The sequence below is a fragment of the Bradyrhizobium sp. MI1.4 genome, assembly GCF_055811315.1.
Window position 1 is genome coordinate 38,672 of record NZ_JBVVPP010000038.1, and the last position, 21,904, is coordinate 60,575.

21 protein-coding genes and 1 pseudogene are annotated in these 21,904 nt (G+C 65.0%); 14 read left to right on the forward strand and 8 right to left on the reverse strand.

Annotation, left to right across the window (positions count from 1 at the left end; translation table 11 throughout):
* Positions 1-143 precede the first annotated feature (143 nt).
* From AC0L23_RS29170 to AC0L23_RS29185, 4 genes are all read left to right on the forward strand, one after another.
* Positions 144-1,091, forward strand: a complete 948-nt coding sequence (locus tag AC0L23_RS29170; protein WP_007603315.1) for an aspartate carbamoyltransferase catalytic subunit — start codon at positions 144-146, stop codon at positions 1,089-1,091.
* Positions 1,091-2,398, forward strand: a complete 1,308-nt coding sequence (locus tag AC0L23_RS29175; RefSeq protein ID WP_018458321.1) for a dihydroorotase — start codon at positions 1,091-1,093, stop codon at positions 2,396-2,398. The genes AC0L23_RS29170 and AC0L23_RS29175 overlap by 1 nt, the downstream gene beginning before the upstream one ends.
* Before the next feature lie 32 nt (positions 2,399-2,430).
* The gene (plsY, locus tag AC0L23_RS29180; protein WP_085357430.1) at positions 2,431-3,027 is read left to right on the forward strand and encodes a glycerol-3-phosphate 1-O-acyltransferase PlsY; all 597 of its coding nucleotides are present in this window, start codon (positions 2,431-2,433) and stop codon (positions 3,025-3,027) included.
* Positions 3,028-3,172: 145 nt separating this feature from the next.
* Complete coding sequence (locus AC0L23_RS29185; RefSeq protein ID WP_162496458.1) at positions 3,173-4,378, forward strand: patatin-like phospholipase family protein; 1,206 nt, start codon at positions 3,173-3,175, stop codon at positions 4,376-4,378.
* Here the strand turns inward: AC0L23_RS29185 and AC0L23_RS29190 are convergent.
* Entirely contained in the window at positions 4,370-5,614 is a 1,245-nt protein-coding gene (locus AC0L23_RS29190; protein WP_085357428.1) for an amidase, read from the reverse strand. The two genes, AC0L23_RS29185 and AC0L23_RS29190, sit on opposite strands and share 9 nt — an antisense overlap.
* A gap of 85 nt (positions 5,615-5,699) precedes the next feature.
* Here AC0L23_RS29190 and dprA point away from each other — a divergent pair, with 85 nt between their 5' ends.
* Positions 5,700-6,842, forward strand: coding sequence for a DNA-processing protein DprA (dprA, locus tag AC0L23_RS29195; RefSeq protein ID WP_473357620.1), 1,143 nt, complete (start codon positions 5,700-5,702; stop codon positions 6,840-6,842).
* Here the strand turns inward: dprA and AC0L23_RS29200 are convergent.
* Positions 6,839-7,249: a winged helix-turn-helix transcriptional regulator gene (locus AC0L23_RS29200; protein WP_085357426.1), complete on the reverse strand. Its 411-nt coding sequence runs from the start codon at positions 7,247-7,249 to the stop codon at positions 6,839-6,841. The two genes, dprA and AC0L23_RS29200, sit on opposite strands and share 4 nt — an antisense overlap.
* Before the next feature lie 83 nt (positions 7,250-7,332).
* Here AC0L23_RS29200 and AC0L23_RS29205 point away from each other — a divergent pair, with 83 nt between their 5' ends.
* Positions 7,333-7,941: an FMN-dependent NADH-azoreductase gene (locus tag AC0L23_RS29205; protein WP_473357621.1), complete on the forward strand. Its 609-nt coding sequence runs from the start codon at positions 7,333-7,335 to the stop codon at positions 7,939-7,941.
* 72 nt (positions 7,942-8,013) lie between these two features.
* On the opposite strand, the gene AC0L23_RS29210 is transcribed toward AC0L23_RS29205, so the two are convergent.
* Positions 8,014-8,196 carry a hypothetical protein gene (locus AC0L23_RS29210; RefSeq protein ID WP_085357424.1) on the reverse strand — a complete coding sequence of 61 codons (183 nt, stop codon included), beginning with the start codon at positions 8,194-8,196 and terminating at the stop codon, positions 8,014-8,016.
* A gap of 174 nt (positions 8,197-8,370) precedes the next feature.
* The gene (locus AC0L23_RS29215; protein ID WP_166517487.1) at positions 8,371-9,144 is read right to left on the reverse strand and encodes an SDR family oxidoreductase; all 774 of its coding nucleotides are present in this window, start codon (positions 9,142-9,144) and stop codon (positions 8,371-8,373) included.
* Between the two features lie 120 nt (positions 9,145-9,264).
* On the opposite strand from AC0L23_RS29215, the gene AC0L23_RS29220 reads away from it, so the two are divergent.
* Together AC0L23_RS29220 and AC0L23_RS29225 are read left to right on the forward strand one after the other, a co-directional pair.
* Positions 9,265-9,735: a winged helix-turn-helix transcriptional regulator gene (locus AC0L23_RS29220; protein WP_085351399.1), complete on the forward strand. Its 471-nt coding sequence runs from the start codon at positions 9,265-9,267 to the stop codon at positions 9,733-9,735.
* A gap of 139 nt (positions 9,736-9,874) precedes the next feature.
* The gene (locus tag AC0L23_RS29225) at positions 9,875-10,459 is read left to right on the forward strand and encodes a flavodoxin family protein (protein ID WP_240544155.1); all 585 of its coding nucleotides are present in this window, start codon (positions 9,875-9,877) and stop codon (positions 10,457-10,459) included.
* 33 nt (positions 10,460-10,492) lie between these two features.
* Here AC0L23_RS29225 and AC0L23_RS29230 read toward each other — a convergent pair whose 3' ends face one another.
* Positions 10,493-10,678, reverse strand: a complete 186-nt coding sequence (locus tag AC0L23_RS29230; protein WP_018458332.1) for a hypothetical protein — start codon at positions 10,676-10,678, stop codon at positions 10,493-10,495.
* Between the two features lie 281 nt (positions 10,679-10,959).
* On the opposite strand from AC0L23_RS29230, the gene topA reads away from it, so the two are divergent.
* From topA to AC0L23_RS29250, 4 genes are read left to right on the forward strand one after another with little or no spacing between them, the layout of a single operon-like run.
* On the forward strand, positions 10,960-13,704 hold the full coding sequence (topA, locus tag AC0L23_RS29235) for a type I DNA topoisomerase (RefSeq protein ID WP_085383371.1): 2,745 nt from the start codon (positions 10,960-10,962) through the stop codon (positions 13,702-13,704).
* Between the two features lie 7 nt (positions 13,705-13,711).
* Positions 13,712-16,066, forward strand: coding sequence for a ribonuclease R (rnr, locus tag AC0L23_RS29240; RefSeq protein WP_085351395.1), 2,355 nt, complete (start codon positions 13,712-13,714; stop codon positions 16,064-16,066).
* Positions 16,060-16,500: a DUF983 domain-containing protein gene (locus AC0L23_RS29245; RefSeq protein WP_085351394.1), complete on the forward strand. Its 441-nt coding sequence runs from the start codon at positions 16,060-16,062 to the stop codon at positions 16,498-16,500. Before rnr ends, AC0L23_RS29245 begins: the two co-directional genes overlap by 7 nt.
* A gap of 33 nt (positions 16,501-16,533) precedes the next feature.
* The gene (locus tag AC0L23_RS29250) at positions 16,534-17,283 is read left to right on the forward strand and encodes an NUDIX hydrolase (RefSeq protein ID WP_085351448.1); all 750 of its coding nucleotides are present in this window, start codon (positions 16,534-16,536) and stop codon (positions 17,281-17,283) included.
* Here AC0L23_RS29250 and AC0L23_RS29255 read toward each other — a convergent pair whose 3' ends face one another.
* Positions 17,284-17,844: a hypothetical protein gene (locus AC0L23_RS29255; protein ID WP_085395629.1), complete on the reverse strand. Its 561-nt coding sequence runs from the start codon at positions 17,842-17,844 to the stop codon at positions 17,284-17,286. It lies immediately after the preceding gene.
* A gap of 215 nt (positions 17,845-18,059) precedes the next feature.
* Here AC0L23_RS29255 and AC0L23_RS29260 point away from each other — a divergent pair, with 215 nt between their 5' ends.
* Both AC0L23_RS29260 and rpmG read left to right on the forward strand, forming a co-directional pair.
* Positions 18,060-19,385, forward strand: a complete 1,326-nt coding sequence (locus AC0L23_RS29260) for an LLM class flavin-dependent oxidoreductase (protein WP_085351392.1) — start codon at positions 18,060-18,062, stop codon at positions 19,383-19,385.
* A gap of 124 nt (positions 19,386-19,509) precedes the next feature.
* Positions 19,510-19,677: a 50S ribosomal protein L33 gene (gene rpmG / locus AC0L23_RS29265; RefSeq protein ID WP_007603295.1), complete on the forward strand. Its 168-nt coding sequence runs from the start codon at positions 19,510-19,512 to the stop codon at positions 19,675-19,677.
* Between the two features lie 203 nt (positions 19,678-19,880).
* Here the strand turns inward: rpmG and AC0L23_RS29270 are convergent, their stop codons facing one another.
* Together AC0L23_RS29270 and plsY (AC0L23_RS29275) are read right to left on the reverse strand one after the other, a co-directional pair.
* Positions 19,881-20,030 carry a hypothetical protein gene (locus AC0L23_RS29270; protein ID WP_161494796.1) on the reverse strand — a complete coding sequence of 50 codons (150 nt, stop codon included), beginning with the start codon at positions 20,028-20,030 and terminating at the stop codon, positions 19,881-19,883.
* A 1,025-nt stretch (positions 20,031-21,055) separates the two neighbouring features.
* Positions 21,056-21,738: pseudogene (gene plsY / locus AC0L23_RS29275) on the reverse strand (glycerol-3-phosphate 1-O-acyltransferase PlsY).
* Between the last annotated feature and the right edge of the window lie 166 nt (positions 21,739-21,904).

Here is a 21,904-nt window from a genome sequence, read left to right on the forward strand (position 1 = left end):
CTTTTTGCGCCGAGCGTGCAAGAACGTGGATGCCCGGGACAAGCCCGGGCATGACGGAGGAAGGAGCACTACCGGGGGATAACTCCCCGCCCGGGCTTTGGCCCTTGCCCCCCCGGCCATCCCCGCCTATAGCTCTCGCTTTAATGACATCGAAATCGACCTTCGTCCTCGGCCACCGGCATTTGCTGGGCATCGAGGGCCTTTCCGCGGCCGACATTACCGGCCTCCTCGACCTGTCCGAAGAATATGTCGAGCTCAACCGCCAGGTTGACAAGAAGCGCACCGTCCTGCGTGGACGGACGCAGGTGAACCTCTTCTTCGAGGCTTCCACCCGGACCCAATCCTCGTTCGAGCTCGCCGGCAAACGGCTGGGCGCCGACGTCATGAACATGTCGGTGTCCTCCTCGTCCATCAAAAAGGGCGAGACGCTGGTCGACACCGCCATGACGCTCAACGCCATGCATCCGGATATCCTGGTGGTGCGCCATCACGCCTCCGGCGCGGTGGAACTGCTGGCCCGCAAGGTCGACGGTTCCGTGATCAATGCCGGCGACGGCGCGCATGAGCATCCGACACAAGCCCTGCTCGACGCGCTGACCATCCGCCGCAACAAGGGCCGGCTTGAGGGCCTAGTCGTCGCGATCTGCGGCGACGTGCTGCATTCGCGCGTGGCCCGCTCCAACATCATCCTGCTCAACGCGATGGGCGCCCGCGTCCGCGTCGTCGGCCCCTCCACGCTGCTGCCGCCCGGCATCGAGCGGATGGGCGTCGAGGTCGCGCGCGACATGCGCGAGGGACTCAACGGCGCCGACATCGTCATGATGTTGCGGCTCCAGCGCGAGCGCATGAACGGCTCCTTCGTGCCGTCGACTTCCGAGTATTTCCACTATTTCGGGCTAGACCAGAAGAAGCTCGCCTACGCCAAGCCAGACGCCCTCGTCATGCATCCCGGCCCCATGAACCGCGGCGTCGAGATCGACACCGCGGTCGCGGACGGCGCGCAGTCCCTGATTCGCGAACAGGTGGAGATGGGCGTGGCCGTGCGCATGGCGGTGCTGGAAGCGCTCGCCCGCAACCTGCCGAACGCGTGATGCTCATGTTGACCGACCGCCGACCCATCCTGCTTGCCAATGCCCGCGTCGTCGACCCCAGCAGGGATTTCGATGGCCCCGGCGATGTCCTGATTGCCGACGGCATCATCCGGGAGACCCGCCGCGGCATTGGCGCTGCCGGCGTCCCCGAGGGCACCGACGTCGTCAACTGCGCCGGCAAGATCGTCGCACCCGGCCTGATCGACATGCGCGCCTTCGTCGGCGAGCCCGGCTTCAGCCATCGCGAGACCTTTGCGTCCGCGAGCCAGGCGGCTGCGACCGGCGGCATCACCACCATCATTTGCCAGCCCGATACCCTGCCGGTGATCGACAACTCGGCGACCGTCGACTTCGTGATGCGTCGCGCCCGTGACACCGCGATCGTCAACATCCAGCCGATGGCGGCGCTGACCAAGGGAATGCACGGCGAGGAGATGACCGAGTTCGGCCTCCTCAAGGCGGCCGGCGCGATCGCCTTCAGCGACTGCGACAAGAGCGTGAGCAACGCGCAGGTGATGCGCCGCGCGTTGACCTACGCGCGCGATTTCGACGCGCTGATCGTGCACTACACCGAGGATCGCGATCTCGTCGGCGAAGGCGTGATGAACGAGGGCGAGTTCGCCTCGCGGCTGGGCCTGATGGGCATCCCGAACGCGGCGGAGGCCGTGATGCTGGAGCGCGACATGCGCCTGGTCGCGCTCACCGGCGGCCGCTATCACGCGGCGTCGCTGACCTGCATCGAGTCGCTCGACGTGCTCAAGCGCGCCCGCGACGCCGGCCTCGCCGTGACGGCCTCAGCCTCGATCAACCACCTTGCGCTGAACGAGAACGACATCGGCCCTTACCGTTCGTTCCTGAAGCTGTCGCCGCCGCTGCGCACCGAGGACGACCGCCGCGCGCTGGTCGCCGCCGTCGCCTCCGGCCTCGTCGACGTCATCATGTCCGACCACAACCCGCAGGACGTCGAGGTCAAGCGCCTGCCTTTCGCAGAAGCAGCCCCCGGCGCCATCGGGCTGGAGACCATGCTCCCGGCTGGCCTGCGCCTCGTGCACAATGACGAATTGGACCTCAAGACGCTGATCCGGGCGATGTCGACCCGGCCGGCCGAGATTTTGGGATTGCCTGGCGGAACCCTGCGCACGGGCAGCCCCGCCGACGTCATCGTGATCGACCCCGATGTGCCCTGGGTGGTCGATCCCGCCGACCTCAAATCGCCCTGCAAGAACACCCCGTTCGACGAGGCCCGCTTTACAGGCCGCGTGGTGCGCACCATTGTCGGCGGGCGGACAGTGTACGAGCATGTCTGACGTGCGGAGCTGCAGCCAGGGAATTTGCAGACATGGCGCTTGAATTGTTTCTGCCGGTCGCTTTCGTCATCGGCTACCTGCTCGGCTCGATTCCGTTCGGACTGATCCTGACCAGGCTCGCCGGCACGCAGGATATTCGCTCGATCGGCTCGGGCAGTATCGGCGCCACCAATGTGCTGCGCACCGGACGGAAGAGTCTGGCCGCGGCGACCCTGCTGCTCGACGCGCTCAAGGGCACCGTGGCGGTGGTGATCGCCGGCTACATCGCCGGTCCCAACGCCGCGATGCTGGCCGGACTCGGCGCTTTCCTCGGTCATCTCTTCCCGGTCTGGCTCAAGTTCCGCGGCGGCAAGGGCGTCGCGGTCTATATCGGCATTCTGCTCGGGCTGTTCTGGCCGGCCGCGCTGGTGTTTTGCCTTTTATGGCTCGCGACCGCCTTCACCACCCGCTTTTCCTCGCTCTCGGCGCTGGTGGCGTCCTTCATCACGCCGCTGTTCCTGTGGTGGTTCGGCCATCTCGCACTTGCGGCGATGGCCGCGGTGCTGACGCTGCTCTTGTTCTACGCCCATCGCGAGAACATCAAGCGGCTGCAATCGGGCAAGGAAAGCCGGATCGGCGAGAAGGCATAAGCCGGGAATCCACGGATACCGCGGCACCCCTTCTGCATTATATCTCAAATGGTGTTCGCAACTTGCAGCCGAATCACGGCTGTATGGACGAACGGGTTCCTGGCTTGGCCCTGATCATGGGCATAGCTCTACGCGGTTGCTCAGAATGAGCGAGAAGATTCTCAGCGCGCAAGACGATGGCGATTTGCGAGGTGCTGCCTGCACCGCGGCAAGCCGGCTGCTCTCGACGACGGACATCTGGTCTAGTGCGCCCTCGCCGCTTGTCGCTCCAGCGCCTGCTTCCGTCCCACAGCGCGAGCCCGATCCGATCGTGGAAGCGCGGACACCGATCGAAATCGTGGCTGTCGCAGCGACCGTCACACACGATCGAACGCCGCGGCAATGGCCGCCGCGAAAATTGTCGCTGGCCCTCCAGGGCGGCGGCACCTTCGCTGCGTTCACCTGGGGCGTGCTGGAGCGGCTGCTGGAAGAGCCATCCATCGCGATCGACACCATCAGCGGCGCCAGCGCCGGCGCCATCAACGCGCTGCTGCTCGCTTCCGGCTTCGCCGAGGGCGGCCGTGAAGGCGCCCGCGCGCGGCTGAATCGGTTCTGGATCCGGCTGATGCACGAAGCCTCGTTCCGATCGCTGATGCTGATCGGCGGCTTCTCGCCGGCGGGAAGCTCGGTCGCGTTCGGTCCGACGCTGCGCTCCGGCCAGTTCGATCCGTTCGATCTCGATCCGCTGCGGCAGGCACTGTCGCGCGACATCAATTTTTCCGCCTTGCGCGACCCGCGCTGCCCGAAGCTTCTGATCGCAGCCACCCGGATCCGTGACGGGCAGCAGCAGATCTTCCGCAACGACGTGATCACCGCCGACGTCGCGCTGGCCTCGACCTGTCCACCGCTGGTTCATTGCGCGGTCGAGATCGACGGCGAGGCTTATTGGGATGGCGGCCTCGGCGGCAATCCGCCCCTGCTGCGGCTCGTGCAGGACACGACGAGCGCCGAAATCCTGCTGGTCCAGGTCACGCCGGCGCGCGACAGCTACGTGCCGATCACACTCGCCGCGATCGACCGCAGGCTGGATCAGATCGCGGCCAACGCCGCCCTCAATGCCGAGATCGCGGCGATGGAATGGGCGCAATCGCAGGCCGCATCGGCGTTGCGGCTGTCCAGGATCGCCGCAGAAGATTTCGTCGACGGCCTGGCGCAGCGCTCGTCCACCGATCTCGGCCGCGGCTTCATTCGCGCGCTGCACCGCAGCGGCCGCGAAGCCGCCGGGCGCTGGCTCAAGCAAGGTCCAGATCACTGCGCAGCGCCGGCCGCATCCGGCCAGCGCATCGTCGCTCTCGAACCTGCGCTAGCCTGATTTCGCCAGCGCCTGCTCCAGGAACCACGCCGTCGCCAGCGCATGCGCGTCGTTGCCGAAGCGCGCGATCACCTGCACGCCGATCGGCAGGCCATTGACCTTGAGCACCGGCACGTTGACGCAAGGGTTACCCATCAGCGTCCAGAGCCTGTTGTAGCGGGGGTCGCCGGTGCTCGCGAGCTCCTTAGCCGGCGGCGTGCCCGGCGCCGAATAGGTCAGGAGCACGTCGAACCCCTCGAACAATTCGCCGAGCTCGCGGCGCCCGCGGCGGCTGATCCGGCGTGCGTCGTCGTAGTCCTTGGGTGTGAGACCGACCGTCGCATCGAGACTGGCGCGCAGCATCGGCGCGATCTCGTCGTGTCGTTCGGAAAATTCCCAGGCGAGCGCGCGATGCGCCTCGAAGTCCTGAATGATCGGATGGATGCGCCAGGCCTCCTGCACCGCTTCCGGCAGATCGATGGTCTGCACGCTGGCGCCGGCCCGCGTCGCCGCCTTGATCGCGGCTTGCAGCCCCTCCTCGGCGGCCGGCTCCACCGCACCGGCGAACTCCTGCCTGATAACGCCGATGCGCGGCGCCTTCGCCGGGACGATGCCGGCGAATTCGGTGCGGCCGGTCATCGCGAGCAGTCCGCGCGCGAGATCTTCCGCGCGGGCGCCGAACAGACCGACGGTGTCGAGCGCCCACGAATAGCATTTGACGCCGACCGTCGGCAGCATGCGGAACGACGGCTTGATCGCGGCGGTGCCGCAATAGGCGGCGGGCCGGATCACCGAGCCGCCGGTCTGGGTACCCAGCGCCAGCGGGATCATGCCGGCACCGACGGCCGCGGCCGAGCCCGAGGACGAGCCGCCCGGCGTATGCCCGAGATTGTGCGGATTGAGCGTCGGGGTCGGATCGCGCGAGGCGAACGCCGTGGTCGTGGTCTTGCCGATGATGGTGGCGCCCGCCCGCTTCAGCATCATCACGACAGGCGCGTCCGCGCGCGGCTGCCAGCCGCGATAGATCGACGATCCCATCTCGGTCGGAAAATCGGCGGTGTCGATGATGTCCTTGATCCCGACCGCGATGCCGCGCAGCGGCCCGGTGCCTTGCGCCTTCGCCGAGCTGTCGTAACGGACGAAGGCGTGGACCTCCTTCTCCCGCGCCTCGATGGCTGCATGCGATTGCGCGATGGCGGCCTCGGGCGAAAGCTCGCCCGCTTCGATGCGGCGCTGGAGGTCGGCGAGTGAGATCATGGCAATACCCTTCTTATTGGGACCGCTTTTAGCATCGCGACGAAGCCGCGCAAGCTCACGCTTGCCCACGCCCTCAGGTTGTTCCATGCTGTGCCTGCAAGGAGCCGCCGTGGACGCCATCAACCGAAGCGTAGAGCTGACCGAAGCCGACAGGATCGACCGCCTGCGGCTGATCCGGTCCGACAATGTCGGGCCGCGCACGTTCCGGTCGCTGGTCGAGCATTTCGGCTCGGCGTGCGCGGCGCTGGAGCGGCTGCCGGATCTCGCACGCCGCGGCGGCGCGCAGCGATCGGCGCGCATCTGCAGCGCCGACGAGGCGAAAGCCGAGCTCGCCGCGAGCCGCAAGTTCGGAATTGCCTGGCTCGCGCCCGGCGAGGACGGTTATCCGGCGCGGCTGGCAACGCTCGACGATGCGCCGCCGCTGCTCGCCGTGCGCGGCGACAATGCAACGCAGATGCGGCCGATGATCGCGATCGTCGGCTCGCGCAACGCCTCCGGTGCAGGTTTGAAATTCGCCGGTCAGCTCGCCCGCGAGCTTGGCGAAGCCGGCTTTGTCGTCATCTCCGGCCTCGCCCGCGGCGTCGATCAGGCCGCACACCGCGCCAGCGTTGAGAGCGGCACCATCGCGGTGCTCGCCCGCGGCCATGACTGCATCTATCCGCCGGAGCATGGCGATCTGCTGGCCTCGATCCTCGACCGCAAGGGTGCCGCGATCTCCGAGATGCCGCTCGGCCACGAGCCGCGCGCCCGCGACTTCCCGCGCCGCAACCGGCTGATCTCGGGCGCCGCGCTCGGCGTCGTCGTGGTGGAGGCGGCGCATCGCTCGGGATCGCTGATCACCGCGCGCATGGCCGCCGAACAGGGTCGCGAAGTGTTCGCGGTGCCGGGCTCGCCGCTCGATCCGCGCGCCGCCGGCACCAACGATCTGATCAAGCAGGGCGCGACGCTCGTCACCGAAGCCGCCGATGTCGTCAACGCTGTCGCACCGATCATGGAGCGGCCGCTGATGCGCACCGCGCGCGAGCCCGACAGCGAGCCGTTCGAAAGCGACCCGCAAGGACACGACCGCGATCAGATCACCGGCCTGCTCGGCCCCGCCCCTGTCACGATTGACGATCTCGTGCGGATGTCCGGCGCCTCGCCTGCCATCGTGCGCACCGTGCTGCTCGAGCTCGAACTCGCCGGCCGGCTCGAACGCCACGGCGGTGGCTTGGTCTCGCTGCTTTAAGGAGTGTTCCGCTCGTCGAAGCGCGTGCGCGCCGAGGCGATCTGCTGCTGATGCGTGATCGCCCACTCGCCGAGTGCCTTCACCGGCTGTTGCAGTCCGCGGCCGAGTTCGGTCAGCTCGTAGTCCACACGCGGCGGAATGGTCGGGAAGATCGTGCGCGTGACCAGGCCGTCGCGCTCGAGCCCGCGCAGCGTCAAGGTCAGCATCCGCTGCGAAATGCCGTTGATCATGCGCTTGAGCTCGTTGAAGCGTTTCGGCCCGTCACTCAGCATCATGATGACGAACACGCTCCATTTGTCACCGACGCGCGCGAGGATCGAGGCGACACCACGGCAGTCCGCGTGGTCGCGATCCGGCATCGGCGTGGCAGGCAAATCGATGTGCGCAGGTTTCAAGGATGTGCCCATGGCTCAAAAAGGTGCGTTCTTGCGGGGATTTCGATAGTCACTCATGTAGCTCTGGTTACAAACTTATACCAGGGTGATCCCGAATGAAACTCCTCCATCTCGACTCCAGCGTGCTCGGCCCCCACTCCGTTTCCCGGCAGGTCTCCGCCGCCATTGTCGAACGTCTGCGGCAGGCGACGCCATCGCTCGACATCGTCTATCGCGACCTGACGCAGAGCCCGCTCGCCCATCTCTCCGGCTCGCACCTCGCAGCCGCGCAAGGCGCGCCTGCGCCGGCGGAGCTCGGCCCCGATCTCGCCGCCAGCAAGGCCGCGCTGGACGAATTCCTTGCCGCCGACATCGTCGTGATCGGCGCGCCCATGTACAATTTCACCATTCCCAGCCAGCTCAAGGCGTGGATCGACCGTATTCTGGTGGCGGGGAAGACGTTCAGCTACGGCGCGAACGGCCCGAAGGGCCTTGCCGGCGGCAAGCGCGTGATCTTCGCGATCTCGCGCGGGGGCTATTACGGCGCGGGCTCGCCTGCCGCGTCGCTGGAGCACCTCGAAAGCTATCTACGTGGGGTGTTCGGTTTCATGGGCATCCATCACCCCGAATTCATCAGCGCCGATGGAATCCAGGTCGGGCCCGAGCATCGCGAGAAGTCGCTCGCAAGCGCGCTTGAGGCGGCGACCACCCTTCACGCGGCCTGAGGCAACGCGCACATCATCAGCCGCCGCAACATCGCCTGCGGCGGCTGATCGAACGGTGCACGGTCGACGAAGCTAAAACCAGGCGCCCTGAATGCCGAGGATGACGGCGACGAGCGAAACGAACAGGCCGATGCCGGCAAAAAGAGCCACCCCGATGAACTCGGAGGTGTCGGAACGCTTGGCGGGAACGGCGGTGTTTTCGGTGTAAATACGCGGTGCTGAAATAGGGGAAATAATACGAGCTGCCTTTGGCATTTCGGGCTCCCTTGAAATGAGTCTTCGTGACCCCTGCCCGTAAAAGGGTCTTGGCAGACCAAGCGAAGGTTCAACGCCTCACGCAAAGGTTTCAGAAAAGTACAACGCGCGAGACGTGGGAACCGGCCGGCGCAACCGCTCGCCGCTGCGCCGACCGATTTGCACCAAGATTGATCAGCCGCGATAGATCGGCGCGCCGCTCGGAGAGGCAACCGCGCCGCCGTCGACGAAGATTTCCTGGCCCTGCACATGCGCGGAATCGTCGGAGGCGAGGAACAGCACAGTCTTGGCGACGTGATCTGTTTCACCAATGCGCCCCAGCGGCGTCGTCAGCGCGATCCGCTTCTCGAACGCCTTCTCGGCTTCGGGCGTCGCGGTCGCGGGTCCCCAGATCGGCGTGCGGATCGCACCGGGCGCGACCACGTTGACGCGAATGCCGCGCGGCGAGAGCTCCGAGGCCATGATCCGCGCCATCGCCCGCACGCCGGCCTTGGCGGCGCCATAGGCCGAATAGCCGGGAATGCCGAGCACGGAGATCACCGAGCCGTTGAGGACGATGGAAGCATTGTCGTTGAGATAAGGCAGCGCGGACTGAACGGTGAAGAACACGCCGGTCAGATTGGTGCTGATGACCTTCTCGAAGACCTCCAGCGTGGCCGACCCCAGCGGCGTACCGCCGGCGATGCCGGCATTGGCGAACAGGATGTCGAACTTGCCGAACTTTTCGGCGCCCTTCTTGATCGCAGATTCGGTCGCGGCAATGTCGGTGGCGTCGGCGGCGAGCGCGAGCGCGTTCGGCCCGAGCTCCTTCGCGGCCGCCTCGAGCGTCTCCTTGTTGCGCCCGGTGATCACCACCTTGGCGCCCTCGGCCACGAACAGCTTTGCCGTTGCCAGTCCAATGCCGCTATTGCCGCCGGTGATCAGGGCCGTCTTGTTCTTCAGTCTCACGTTCGCCTCCAGTGGTTTCATCATAAAACTATAATTGCCATCTAGGCCATCTGGTTTTAAGATGCAACCAAGGAGCGCGTGAACGGTGACAGGACCGTGCGATCGCGAAAGGGCCAGATCATGGTGAAACGGACGAGCTTCGAGGGGGACGCCTGCCCGATCGCGCGATCGCTGGAGGCGATCGGCGACCGGTGGTCGCTGCTGATCATCCGCGAAGCGCTGTTCGGCCTGCGCCGCTTCGGCGAATTTCAGAGCAAGCTCGGCATGGCCAAGAACATCTTGTCGACGCGGCTGCGCGCGCTGGTCGATCACGGCATCCTGACGATGGCCCCCGCCTCCGACGGCAGCCCTTACGAGGAATATGTGCTGACGCCGAAGGGCCGCGGCGTCTTTCCGGTGTTGGTAGCGCTGCGCCAATGGAGCGAGGAATTCGACGATCGCCCGTCGGAGATCGCGACCATCCTGGTCGATCGCGAGAAAGGCCGACCGGTGAAGAAGCTCGAACTGCACGCGGAGGACGGGCGACTGCTCGCCCCCGCGGACACGACGCTGAAGCCGCGGCTGGCGCCGCGGCGGCGGTCGGCGGGATAAGGACGCACCGCCACCCCAACCGTCATTGCGAGCGAAGCGAAGCAATCCAGAATCTGACCGCGGGGAGACCCTGGATTGCTTCGCTGCGCTCGCAATGACGGGATGGCGGGACTTGTACAAGACATCGACAGCGTCAAAGATGGCGAGGTCCCACCAAACTGGCACCACCATGCCCCTGCTCGCCATCGCCTATTTTTCCATCTCGGGCACCACCGAGAAGCTGGCGCATGCGGTTGCGCGCGGAGCAGATGGCAGAGCGCAGGTCACGCTGTGTCGCATCACCGGCGGCGACATCGTGTCAGGCCGCTTTCAGAATGAGAGCTTACTGGAGACGATCGATGGCGCCGACGCAGTTGCGTTTGGCAGCCCGACCTATATGGGCGGACCAGCCGCTCAATTCAAAGCGTTTGCCGATGCTTCAAGTGATCGACGGAGCCAGCAGCGCTGGGCCAACAAGATCGCAGCCGGGTTCACCACCGGCGCCTGCGCAAGCGGCGATCAACTCCACACACTGTCCTACTTTTCCATTCTGGACGCGCAGCACGGCATGCTCTGGTGCGGACTGGATATTCCCGGTGGCGAGGATCCGAGCGGCCGCAATCGTTTGGGCAGCCAGCTTGGTCTGGCAACACACTTGATTGACGGCTCGTTGCCGGAGAGCGACCTCGGCACGGCCGAATATCTCGGCCTGCGATTGGCCAAAATGGCAAGCCGCAACGGCTAACCGCACCGTCGTTGGAGCAGTACATCGCCCCCTTCACGACAGCCTGCGCTTGCTCCGCAGCCGCAGATGCTCGTCCGCCTCGAGCTTGGTCATTCCCAGGAGATAATGCAGCACGTCGAGCCTGTGCCGTTCGGCAAGCTTGCGCAGGGCCCCGACCTGCTCGGCGATGAAGGCGACCGCCTCCTCGACGCCGCCCTCCCCCGGTTCCTCGTGACGCAAGCCTCCCCCCGCGCGCGATGCGGCGCCCGCCCGTTTCTTTCCTGGCTTAGTCACCAGCCCCCACCCGAATCCATGCCCCGCGGCAACATTACGCCGACATCGACCGCAACTCAAAGGTGGTATTTTGCAACTTTCTCGATATGAAACTTTTCCCATCGGGAGGGCTCTCAACAGCCCTCGATTTGACAGCGACGGCCTCACCACCCATGTTCGGGACGAAAGGGCCGACCCGAATCTCATCGAATTCGGCCCCAAATTTCCCCATAAGTTACTGGAACTACATGAATATCGTCATTGTGGAGTCGCCGGCGAAAGCCAAGACGATCAACAAGTATTTGGGCTCGTCCTACGAGGTTCTGGCCTCGTTTGGCCATGTCCGCGACTTGCCGGCAAAGAACGGCTCCGTCGATCCCGACGCCAATTTCAAGATGATCTGGGAGGTCGACCCCAAGGCGGCCGGCCGGCTCAACGACATTGCCAAGTCCCTCAAGAACGCCGATCGCCTGATTCTCGCTACCGACCCTGATCGCGAGGGCGAGGCCATCTCCTGGCACGTGCTGGAGGTCCTGAAAGAGAAGCGCGCGATCAAGGACCACAAGATCGAGCGCGTGGTGTTCAACGCCATCACCAAGCAGGCGGTGACGGACGCGATGAAGAATCCGCGCCAGATCGACGGTGCGCTGGTCGACGCCTATATGGCGCGCCGCGCGCTGGACTATCTGGTCGGCTTCACCCTCTCCCCCGTGCTGTGGCGCAAGCTGCCGGGCGCCCGCTCGGCGGGCCGCGTGCAGTCGGTGGCGCTGCGTCTGGTCTGCGACCGCGAGCTCGAGATCGAAAAGTTCGTTGCGCGCGAATACTGGTCGCTGATCGCGACCCTGCTGACGCCGCGCGGCGACGCCTTCGAGGCCCGTCTCGTCGGCGCCGACGGCAAGAAGATCCAGCGCCTCGACATCGGCACCGGCGCGGAAGCCGAAGACTTCAAGAAGGCGCTGGAAGCAGCCGCCTACGCGGTGACCGCGGTCGATGCCAAGCCGGCCCGCCGCAATCCGCAGGCCCCCTTCACCACCTCGACGCTGCAGCAGGAAGCCAGCCGCAAATACGGCTTTGCGCCGGCGCACACCATGCGCATCGCGCAGCGGCTCTATGAAGGCATCGACATCGGCGGCGAGACCACCGGACTCATTACTTATATGCGTACCGACGGCGTGCAGATCGACCCGTCCGCGATCACCCAGGCCCGCAAGGTGATCGGCGAGGATTACGGCAACGCCTATGTGCCGGACGCGCCGCGTCAGTACCAGGCCAAGGCCAAGAACGCCCAGGAAGCCCACGAAGCGATCCGGCCGACCGACATGTCGCGCCGTCCCGACAGCATGAGCCGCAAGCTCGAGTCCGATCAGGCGAGACTCTATGAACTGATCTGGAAGCGCACCATCGCGAGCCAGATGGAATCGGCCGAGCTGGAACGCACCACGGTCGACATCACGGCGAAGGTCGGCGGCCGCACGCTGGACCTGCGCGCCACCGGCCAGGTCGTCAAGTTCGACGGCTTCCTCGCACTTTACCAGGAAGGCCGCGACGACGAGGAGGACGAGGACTCCCGCCGCCTGCCCGCGATGAGCCCCAACGATGCGCTGAAGCGGCAGTCGCTCGCCGTCACCCAGCACTTCACCGAGCCGCCGCCGCGCTTCTCCGAGGCCTCGCTGGTCAAGCGCATGGAAGAGCTCGGCATCGGCCGGCCCTCGACCTATGCCTCGATCCTTCAGGTGCTGAAGGACCGCGGCTACGTCAAGCTCGAGAAGAAGCGCCTGCACGGCGAGGACAAGGGCCGCGTCGTAGTCGCGTTCCTCGAAAGCTTCTTTGCCCGCTACGTCGAATACGACTTCACCGCCAATCTGGAAGAGCAGCTCGACCGCATCTCCAACAACGAGATCTCCTGGCAGCAGGTGCTCAAGGATTTCTGGACCGGTTTCATCGGCGCGGTCGACGAGATCAAGGATCTGCGCGTCGCCCAGGTGCTCGACGTGCTCGACGACATGCTGGGACAGCACATCTACCCGCCCCGCACCGATGGCGGCGACATCAGGCAATGCCCGAGCTGCGGCAACGGACGGCTCAATCTCAAGGCCGGCAAGTTCGGCGCCTTCGTCGGTTGCTCGAACTATCCGGAATGCCGCTACACCCGTCAGCTCGCCGCCGACGGCGAGGCAACGGCCGATCGTTCGCTCGGCCAGGACCCGGATACGGGCCGCGATGTCTGGGTCAAGGCCGGGCGGTTCGGCCCCTACATCCAGCTCGGCGAGCAGAAGGATTATGCGGAGGGCGAGAAGCCGAAGCGCGCAGGCATTCCGAAGGGGATGTCCCCTGGAGATGTCGAGCTCGAGCTTGCGCTCAAGCTGCTGTCGCTGCCGCGCGAGATCGGCAAGCATCCGGAAACCGGTGAGCCGATCACCGCGGGTCTCGGCCGCTTCGGGCCGTTCGTGAAGCACGAGAAGACTTATGCCAGCCTCGAGGCCGGCGATGAGGTGTTCGATATCGGCATCAACCGCGCGGTGACGCTGATCGCGGAGAAGATCGCCAAGGGCCCGAGCCGCCGCTTCGGCGCTGATCCCGGCAGGGCGATCGGCGATCATCCCACCCTCGGCACCGTCACGGTAAAGGGCGGCCGCTACGGCGCCTATGTCACCGCGGGTGGCGTCAATGCCACGATCCCGAGCGACATCGAGAAAGACGCCATCACGCTGCCGCAAGCAATCGCGCTGATCGACGAGCGTGCGGCCAAGGGCGGCGGCAAGAAGCCGAAGAAGGCGGCGAAGCCGGCCAAGGCCAAGAAGGCTGCGGCGAAGGCCGCCGACGGCGATGACGCCGCACCAAAAACCAAAAAGCCGGCCGCGAAGAAGGCGGCCAAACCCAAATCCGAATCCACCAGCAAGGCGCGCGCAGCCGTGTCGTCGACGGCCAAAACGTCACCGACCAAGGCAGCTGGCGCCAAAGCTCCGGCCAAGAAAAGTGCCGGCACCAAATAGAGGCTAAGTGAAACGCAAGAATGACCGTGGCTTTCCCGACAGGGCAGCCATCGTCGCCTTCATCAAGGCAAATCCCGGAAAGGTCGGAACCCGCGAAATTGCACGCGAGTTCGGCCTGAAGAACGCCGACCGCATCGAGCTCAAGCGCATGCTGCGCGAGCTCGCCGACGACGGGCTCGTCAAGAAAAAGCGCCATACGATTTCAGAGCCGGACAGCCTCCCGCCGACACTGGTCGCCGACATTACCGGCCGCGACGCCGACGGCGAGCTGGTCGCCTCCCCCACTGAATGGGACGAGGTCGAAAGCGGCGAGCCGCCAAAGATCCTCATCACGATGCCGCGCCGGCCGAAGCCCGGCACCGCGGCCGGCGTTGGCGATCGCGCGCTGCTGCGGGTCGAGCGATCCGACGAGACCGAAGGCCCGGCCTATCGCGGCCACATCATCAAGGTTTTCGACAAGACCAAGAGCCGCATCCTCGGCGTCTTCCGCAGCCTGCCCGAAGGCGGCGGACGGATCATCCCGGTCGACAAGAAGTCCGCCGACCGCGAGCTGAACATCGCCCCGACTGAGACGCACGGCGCGCAGGACGGCGATCTCGTCAGCGTCGACATCATCCGCTCGCGCGGCTTTGGGCTGGCGTCAGGCCGCGTCAAGGAGAAGCTCGGCTCGGTCAAGTCGGAGAAGGCGATCAGCCTGATCGCGATCTACGCGCACGACATCCCGCTACAATTCCGTCCCGCGGCAGAGCGCGAAGCCGAAGCGGCGGAGCCGGCCAATTTGAAGGGGCGCGAGGACTGGCGCGATGTGCCGCTGGTCACCATCGATCCGCCGGATGCCAAGGATCACGACGACGCGGTACACGCGCAGCCGGATCCCGATCCCAACAACAAGGGCGGCTTCATCGTCGATGTCGCCATCGCCGATGTGAGCTTCTACGTGCGACCGGGCACCGCGCTCGACCGCGATGCGCTCGATCGCGGCAACTCGGTCTATTTCCCCGACCGCGTCGTGCCGATGCTGCCCGAGCGCATCTCCAACGATCTCTGCTCGCTGGTGCCGGGCGAGCCGCGCGGCGCGCTCGCGGTGCGGATGATCATCGCGCCAGACGGGCGGAAACGGTCGCACAGCTTCCACCGCATCCTGATGCGCTCCGCAGCCAAGCTGAACTATGCGCAGGCGCAGGCCGCGATCGACGGAAGGCCGGACGACACCACCGGCCCCCTGCTCGATCCGATCCTGAGGCCGCTTTATGCCGCCTATGCCTGCGTCAAGCGCGCGCGCGACGAGCGCGATCCGCTCAATCTCGATCTGCCCGAGCGCAAGATCCTGCTCAAGCCCGACGGCACGGTCGACCGCGTCGTCGTGCCCGACAGGCTCGACGCGCACAAGCTGATCGAGGAGTTCATGATCCTCGCCAATGTCGCGGCAGCCGAGATGCTCGAGAAGAAGTCGCTGCCGCTGATCTACCGGGTGCATGACGAGCCGACCCTGGAAAAGGTCCACGCGCTCGCGGAATTCCTGGCGACGCTGGACGTTCCGTTCGCGAAAGGCGGCGCGCTGCGCCCCGCTCTGTTCAACCGCGTGCTGGCGCAGCTCGAAGGCCACGACCACTTTCCGCTGGTCAGCGAGGTCGTGCTGCGCGCCCAGGCACAGGCCGAATACTCTTCGGAGAATTACGGTCATTTCGGCCTGAATTTGCGCCGCTATGCGCATTTCACCTCGCCGATCCGCCGCTACGCCGACCTTGTCGTGCACCGTGCGCTGGTTCGCGCGCTCGGCCTCGGCGAAGGCGCGCTGCCCGACACCGAGACCCCGGAAACGTTGAGCGAGGTCGCAGCTCATATCTCAGTGACCGAGCGGCGCGCGATGAAAGCGGAGCGCGAGACCGTCGACCGCCTGATCGCCCATCACCTCGCCGACCGCATCGGTTCGAGCTTCCAGGGCCGCGTCTCCGGCGTCACGCGCGCCGGCCTGTTCGTCAAGCTCGCCGAGACCGGCGCCGACGGCCTGATCCCGATCCGATCCCTCGGCACGGAATATTTCAACTATGACGAGGGCCGCCACGCCCTGGTCGGCACGCGCAGCGGCACCATGCATCAGCTCGGTGATGTTGTCGACGTCCGCCTGATCGAGGCGGCTCCGATCGCAGGCGCGTTGCGCTTCGAGCTGCTGTCCTCGTCCGGCGAGACCGCACCGCGGGGCCGCAGGTCCTCCGGTCCGCAACGCCGCCCCTCGTTCAAGGCGCACCCCGGGCGCAGTCCTGACAAGAAGCGCAAGCCGGACAAGCCGAAGAAGCCCGGCAAGGGGAAAACGGCCAAGGGAAAAAGCAAGGGCAAGGGCCAGAAGGGCAAGGCATGGTGACGACGAGCACGGCGCCGAAGATCTGGACCCGCGAGACTGGCCTCGTCGAGAAGCGCGACGTCTTTGCTGCGATGAGGCGCGGCTTTCGCGGCCGCTGCCCGCGCTGCGGCGAGGGAAAGCTGTTCCGCGCCTTCCTGAAGACCGCGGATAACTGCTCCGTCTGCGGCCTCGATGTCACGCCGCATCGGGCCGACGATTTGCCAGCCTATCTCGTCATCGTCATTGTCGGGCACATCGTGGTGCCGACTATTCTGTGGATCGAGACCAACTATACGACGCCGGTCTGGATCAGCTTCGCGGCCTATCTGCCCTTCACCTTCGTCGCCTCGCTGGCACTGCTGCAGCCGGTGAAGGGAGCCGTGGTCGGATTGCAATGGGCTCTGCGCATGCACGGGTTTGACGAGAACCCGACGGATGGTATTCCGCCGGTGTAAGCAAAATAAACAAGTAGTGGTTTGGGTGAGGACATGACGGATACGTCGCAGGCAGCCGACAAGGCAAAGATCCACGAGGGCAAGGAAGCCGATCATCATCCCTATTTCCGCCCTAGGGATGCCGCGACACTGATCCTGGTCGACCGCAGCGGAGCCATTCCAAAAGTCCTGGTCGGCAAGCGCCACGACAAGGTGGTGTTCATGCCCGGAAAATTCGTTTTCCCGGGCGGCCGCGTCGACAAGGACGATTATCGCGTACCATGCGCGGCGCCGATCACCGCCGAACTGGAAGCCAATCTCGCCAAGGGCAGCCCGAAGACGCCGGCCTCGCGCGCAAAATCGCTGGCGATCGCCGCGATCCGCGAGGCCTGCGAGGAAACGGGTCTCTGCCTCGGACGCAAGGCCGAGGTAAAGACAAAACTCGAAGGCGCCTGGAAGCCGTTCGCGGATGCGGGCCTGTTGCCGGATCCCTCCAGCCTGTTCCTGATCGCGCGCGCGATCACCCCGCCCGGCCGCGTCAAGCGGTTCGACACGCGCTTCTTCACGGCGGACGCCTCCGCGATCACCCATCGCGTCGACGGCGTGATCCACGCCGATGCCGAGCTTGTCGAGCTGGTCTGGGTCGAGCTCGGCTCGAAGCCGCTCGCCGATCTGCATCCGATGACGCGCAATGTGCTCAACGAGCTCGACGCGCGTCTTGCCACCGGCCCGCTCCGCCACGATGCGCCGGTGCCGTTCTTCCATTTCTACGGCGGCAAGATGCAGAAGGATATTTTGAGCTGATCAGTTCGTGACGTCCGCATTGTCCGCGTCGGGCTCGGTGCCGACATAGTCGCGCGCGGGAAGGTTCAGCACTCGCCCGAGCTCGCTGGCGAAGCGACTGGCTTCCTCGCGCTTGGTGAAGCTCATCAGCGTGATCGGCTCGGTCCCTTTGTTGCCGCAGAGATTGACATCGTATGTCGTCAGCTCCGGATCGTCCTCGTCGGTCATGCTGATGAAATGATAATCGGCGAGATCGCGATGCTTGCGAAAATTCAGCGGGCCGAACTGCCTGGTGATGACGATCTGGCGCAGCGTCTCGTTCAGCACGACGAAGGTGCGGAAGGTGAGCAGGATGATTCCGGGGATGCCGACGAGCAGCCCGAGTCCCGTGAACACCAGCACCGGCATGAGATCATCGGCGAGCCGGCCAAAACCGGAGAAATCCTGCCGCAGGCCGAGCGCGACATTCCACAGCAGATAGAAGCTCGCCGCCAGCAGCGGCAATGACAGCAGCCGCCCGACCCAGGGCATGGGCCGGTCGATGCGGACGATGCGCCCGTCCACGGTCATTGCACCTGCCATCGAAGGTCTCCTCGGGAGCGAAAGTCATGGCTTGGTCGGAGTGAGCCGTGGATCGGTTCGATGGGACTCCCCCGTCATTCCGGGCGCGGCCCGGAATGACGCGAATGTGCTGAGGGCGTCGCGAAAAACAAAATAATCTTCCTGCCTCCCCCGATGGCGGAGTTCCGCGGCGTGCCTATGTCTTCGGGAACGACACCAAGAACGGACACCGGGCGATGGCACAACGGCAACTCAAGCTTGGCGCGTTCATGCGCCCGATCAGCATCCACACCGGCGCCTGGCGCTATCCCGGGGCCTGGCCGGAGGCCAATTTCAACTTCGGCCACATCAAGACGCTGATCCAGAAGCTCGAGGCCGGCAAGTTCGACGCCTTCTTCATGGCCGATCACCTCGCCGTGCTGAACATGCCGGTCAATGCGCTCAAGCGCAGCCACACGGTCACCTCGTTCGAACCCTTCACGCTGTTGTCGGCGCTCTCGGCCGTGACCGAGCGGATCGGCCTGATCGCGACGGGCTCGACCACGTTCGACGAGCCCTATCACGTCGCACGGCGCTTCGCCTCGCTCGACCATCTCAGCGGCGGGCGGGCGGGCTGGAACATCGTCACCACCTCGAACCCGGATGCGGCGCTGAATTTCGGCCTCGACGACCACATGGAGCACGCCGAGCGCTACAAGCGCGCCCGCGAGTTCTACGACGTCGTCACGGGCCTGTGGGATTCCTTTGCCGACGACGCCTTCGTGCGCGACGTCGAAAGCGGCGTGTTCGTCGATCCCGCCAAGATGCATGTGCTCGACCATCACGGCAAATATCTGAAGGTGCGCGGTCCCCTCAACATCGCCCGCCCGGTCCAGGGCTGGCCGGTGATCGTGCAGGCCGGCGCCTCCGAGGACGGCAGGCAGCTTGCCGCAGAGACCGCGGAAGCCGTGTTCACCGGCGGCGGCAGCCTTGCCGACAGCCAGAAACTCTATGCCGACATCAAGGGCCGCATGGAGAAGGTCGGCCGCGATCCCGAACACCTCAAGATCCTGCCCGGCGCCTTCGTCGTGGTCGGCGACAGCGTCGACGAGGCCAGGGAGAAGCGCGCGCTGCTCGACAGCCGCGTGCATTACGACAGCGCCATCGCCTCGCTCTCGGTCGTGCTCGGCACGGATGCCTCCGGCTTCGATCCGGATGGACCGCTCCCTGAAATCCCGGAGACCAACGCCAGCAAGAGTGGTCGCCAGCGCATGGTCGACCTCGCGGCCCGCGACAAGCTCACGGTGCGCCAGCTCGCCCAACGCGTCGGCGGCTATGGCGGGCTATCCTTCGTCGGCACGGCCAAAACCATCGCCGACCAGATGGAGGAATGGCTGGTCGGGCGCGGCTCCGACGGCTTCAACATCATGTTCCCGTTCCTGCCTGCCGGCCTCGACGATTTCGTCGACAAGGTGGTCCCGGAGCTGCAGCGCCGCGGGATTTTCCGGAAAGAGTACGAAGGGCCCACTTTGAGAGAGAATCTGGGCCTGCCTCGGCCCAAAAACCGGTTCTTCGAGGCGTAATCGGCCTGATCTGGGTGCTTTTCGAGCCCTAAAATCTTGACATCAGGCGGTTTCTGGCTAGGTTGCCGGCCAACGCGGGCCATTTGGCCGGCTCCAGATTCCCTTCATTCCTGAGGTTCTGAACATGGCCAAAGCGGTCACCATCAAGGTCAAGCTCGTGTCCTCGGCCGACACTGGCTTCTACTACGTCGCCAAGAAGAATTCGCGCACCATGACCGACAAGCTGGTCAAGAAGAAGTACGACCCCGTGGCGCGCAAGCACGTCGAATTCCGCGAAGCCAAGATCAAGTAAGATCGCGGAACGTAGAAGACTTTTGCGGGGCCCTTTCGGGCCCCGTTTTATTTTGGCCCCTCTCTCGTGTCCCGGAGGCGCAGCAGCGCCCCGTGGACGTGACGCTGCGACCTGGGCACGAGGGCTGAGCTCGGCGCAGCGAGTCATCGACGGATTTTCTTCAACCCTCGGTTGCTCGCCTCGGAATGTATGTTACCGTGCACTTACCGGGCGGAAATTTCCGTCCGGATTTGGAAGGACATGGTCATGAGATTCTCATCAAGCCTTGTCGTGCCTTCAACCATCGCTGTCTTGTCGACCGTCTTGCTGTGCGCGCCGGCAGCGTCGCAAATCCCAACCGGCTCCGCCGCCACGATTCCTCCCGTCACGGTCGACGCGCCGAAACAGGTGGCAAGGCCGCACGTGTCGGAGCGAGGAGCAAACACAATTGCGCCGCGTCGGACTGCCTCAACAGCTCAAACGTCAGTCGCGCGAACGCCTTCGTATGCGCCGGGTTCTGTGATGGGGAGGATTGCCGGCCTGGAGAAAGTCGCCAGCAGCTGCAACGGTGGCTGTGCATCAAGCTTCCCAAGCGGCAAAGATCCCTGGGTTGGATGCAGCGTGTCGGGCGGCAACATAGACTACGGACCTTTCTCGCCGACCTGCCGAGACACCATCACCCACAAATCCTACCTGGACTGCGTCGAAACCAGGACGTTCCTGGGCGACAACCGAAACAAGGCTCACTGGTTGTGCAGCAGTCTGGCCGCCGGCAACAGGTTTAAGGTCGCCGATCTCAAGCGGTCAGGACGCACGCGTTAGTCCATCGCGTCCGCCGGCTTTCTGGCGCAGTTGAACTTAGCTCTCCTGTCGTAAGTTCGCGGACGTCACGGAGCTTGAATGAGCCTTTTCTGGCCCGTCTTGGGCGCTCGCGTGTCCCGGGCGCGCTGCAACGCGCAAGCGTTGCTGCGCAGAACCGGGACCCAGAAAGCCACACAATACAACCAGCGACTGGGCCCCGGCTCTGCAACGCACCGCTAAAGAAGCGCCGCGCTGCGCCGGGGCACGAGAGCGCGAGCAAGCGTGCTTCTGGAACTGTCGCCTCCGCCATGCGCTCCCGCTTCGGCTGATCACGCGAGACGATCAGGGCGCTGCGACTGCAACCGCTTCTTCGATGATCCTCAGTTGTCCATTTTCGCTGGTCAGTATGGATGAATAATAACCGTGAAACGGACGGTCTCCTACCTTGGCCTCCCATGTTCCAGCGTTGAGGACAAAGCTCGCTGATCTGAAGGCCATGTTCCCTCCGTTGGGTTCGCTATTGTGAATTGATATCGCTCAGCGCCGTTCGACAACTGAGCGTTGCTGCACCTCAATAGCGCGGCAAATAAGTCGTCTGCTAGACCTGCGCTTCCGCTTTCGTACCTTGGCCATTTCGAACCAGACGCGGCTCCGTTCCCGCCAAAAGCCTTTGGATGTTGGCACGATGGCGGATGATCACGTAGAGGCCGCCTCCGATCACCAGCAACCGATACGGCAATGGGTGCTCGACCGCGCAGACAAGAACGATTGCCGTCAACGCCGCGAGCATCGAGCTCAAGGAAACGATCCTGGTCATAGCCAGCACGAAGCCAAAGACGGCTGCAGCCCCCAATCCGACGGGCCAAGACATCGCCAGCAACACACCGAGCCCCGCGGCAGCCGACTTGCCGCCCGTGAAGTTCAGCCAGATCGATCGGCTATGTCCCAACAGCACAGCAAGTCCAGCCAGACAAACAGCCCATGGCACCCAGACCTGCAGATCAGACGCTGTCGGCGGCGGGGATATTTCCGCGTACAGCCAAGGGCAGAACGAACGCGCGACGATGATGGCACCCACGCCATTCAGCACATCGCCGACGAGCACGAACAAGGCAGGCCCTTTGCCGAGAGTGCGCAAGACATTCGTTGCCCCGGTGGACTTGGAGCCATGCCTTCGGATGTCGATGCCCCTGAGCAGCTTCCCCGCCAGATAGCCCGTGGGGACCGAGCCAAGGAGATAGGCGATCAACAACCCAACCGCGCCGCTGTCCAAAAAGCCATGGGTTTTGGATCCAGTTTCCTGAACGCTGTTTTATCCCCGACTTCGTCTGACCGCTATACGTCACAAGTGGCCGATCACGGCCCCGAGGCTGCGACTGCGATCGAAGGTCTCTGCAGGTTGAAACGCGATGATAATGTCCGGCTGCCCCCGCGACGGGAAGGGTTC

Coding starts and splice junctions, on each gene's coding strand:
- dprA (WP_473357620.1), top strand. CDS start 5,700: ATGCTGTGCCTGCAAGGAGCCGCCGTGGACGCCATCAACCGAAGCGTA.
- AC0L23_RS29190 (WP_085357428.1), bottom strand. CDS start 5,614: ATGATCTCACTCGCCGACCTCCAGCGCCGCATCGAAGCGGGCGAGCTT.
- rpmG (WP_007603295.1), top strand. CDS start 19,510: ATGGCCAAAGCGGTCACCATCAAGGTCAAGCTCGTGTCCTCGGCCGAC.
- AC0L23_RS29170 (WP_007603315.1), top strand. CDS start 144: ATGACATCGAAATCGACCTTCGTCCTCGGCCACCGGCATTTGCTGGGC.
- AC0L23_RS29185 (WP_162496458.1), top strand. CDS start 3,173: ATGAGCGAGAAGATTCTCAGCGCGCAAGACGATGGCGATTTGCGAGGT.
- AC0L23_RS29250 (WP_085351448.1), top strand. CDS start 16,534: ATGACGGATACGTCGCAGGCAGCCGACAAGGCAAAGATCCACGAGGGC.
- plsY (WP_085357430.1), top strand. CDS start 2,431: ATGGCGCTTGAATTGTTTCTGCCGGTCGCTTTCGTCATCGGCTACCTG.
- AC0L23_RS29210 (WP_085357424.1), bottom strand. CDS start 8,196: ATGCCAAAGGCAGCTCGTATTATTTCCCCTATTTCAGCACCGCGTATT.
- AC0L23_RS29245 (WP_085351394.1), top strand. CDS start 16,060: ATGGTGACGACGAGCACGGCGCCGAAGATCTGGACCCGCGAGACTGGC.
- AC0L23_RS29200 (WP_085357426.1), bottom strand. CDS start 7,249: ATGGGCACATCCTTGAAACCTGCGCACATCGATTTGCCTGCCACGCCG.
- topA (WP_085383371.1), top strand. CDS start 10,960: ATGAATATCGTCATTGTGGAGTCGCCGGCGAAAGCCAAGACGATCAAC.
- AC0L23_RS29220 (WP_085351399.1), top strand. CDS start 9,265: ATGGTGAAACGGACGAGCTTCGAGGGGGACGCCTGCCCGATCGCGCGA.
- AC0L23_RS29255 (WP_085395629.1), bottom strand. CDS start 17,844: ATGGCAGGTGCAATGACCGTGGACGGGCGCATCGTCCGCATCGACCGG.
- AC0L23_RS29260 (WP_085351392.1), top strand. CDS start 18,060: ATGGCACAACGGCAACTCAAGCTTGGCGCGTTCATGCGCCCGATCAGC.
- AC0L23_RS29225 (WP_240544155.1), top strand. CDS start 9,875: ATGGCGAGGTCCCACCAAACTGGCACCACCATGCCCCTGCTCGCCATC.
- AC0L23_RS29175 (WP_018458321.1), top strand. CDS start 1,091: ATGCTCATGTTGACCGACCGCCGACCCATCCTGCTTGCCAATGCCCGC.
- AC0L23_RS29205 (WP_473357621.1), top strand. CDS start 7,333: ATGAAACTCCTCCATCTCGACTCCAGCGTGCTCGGCCCCCACTCCGTT.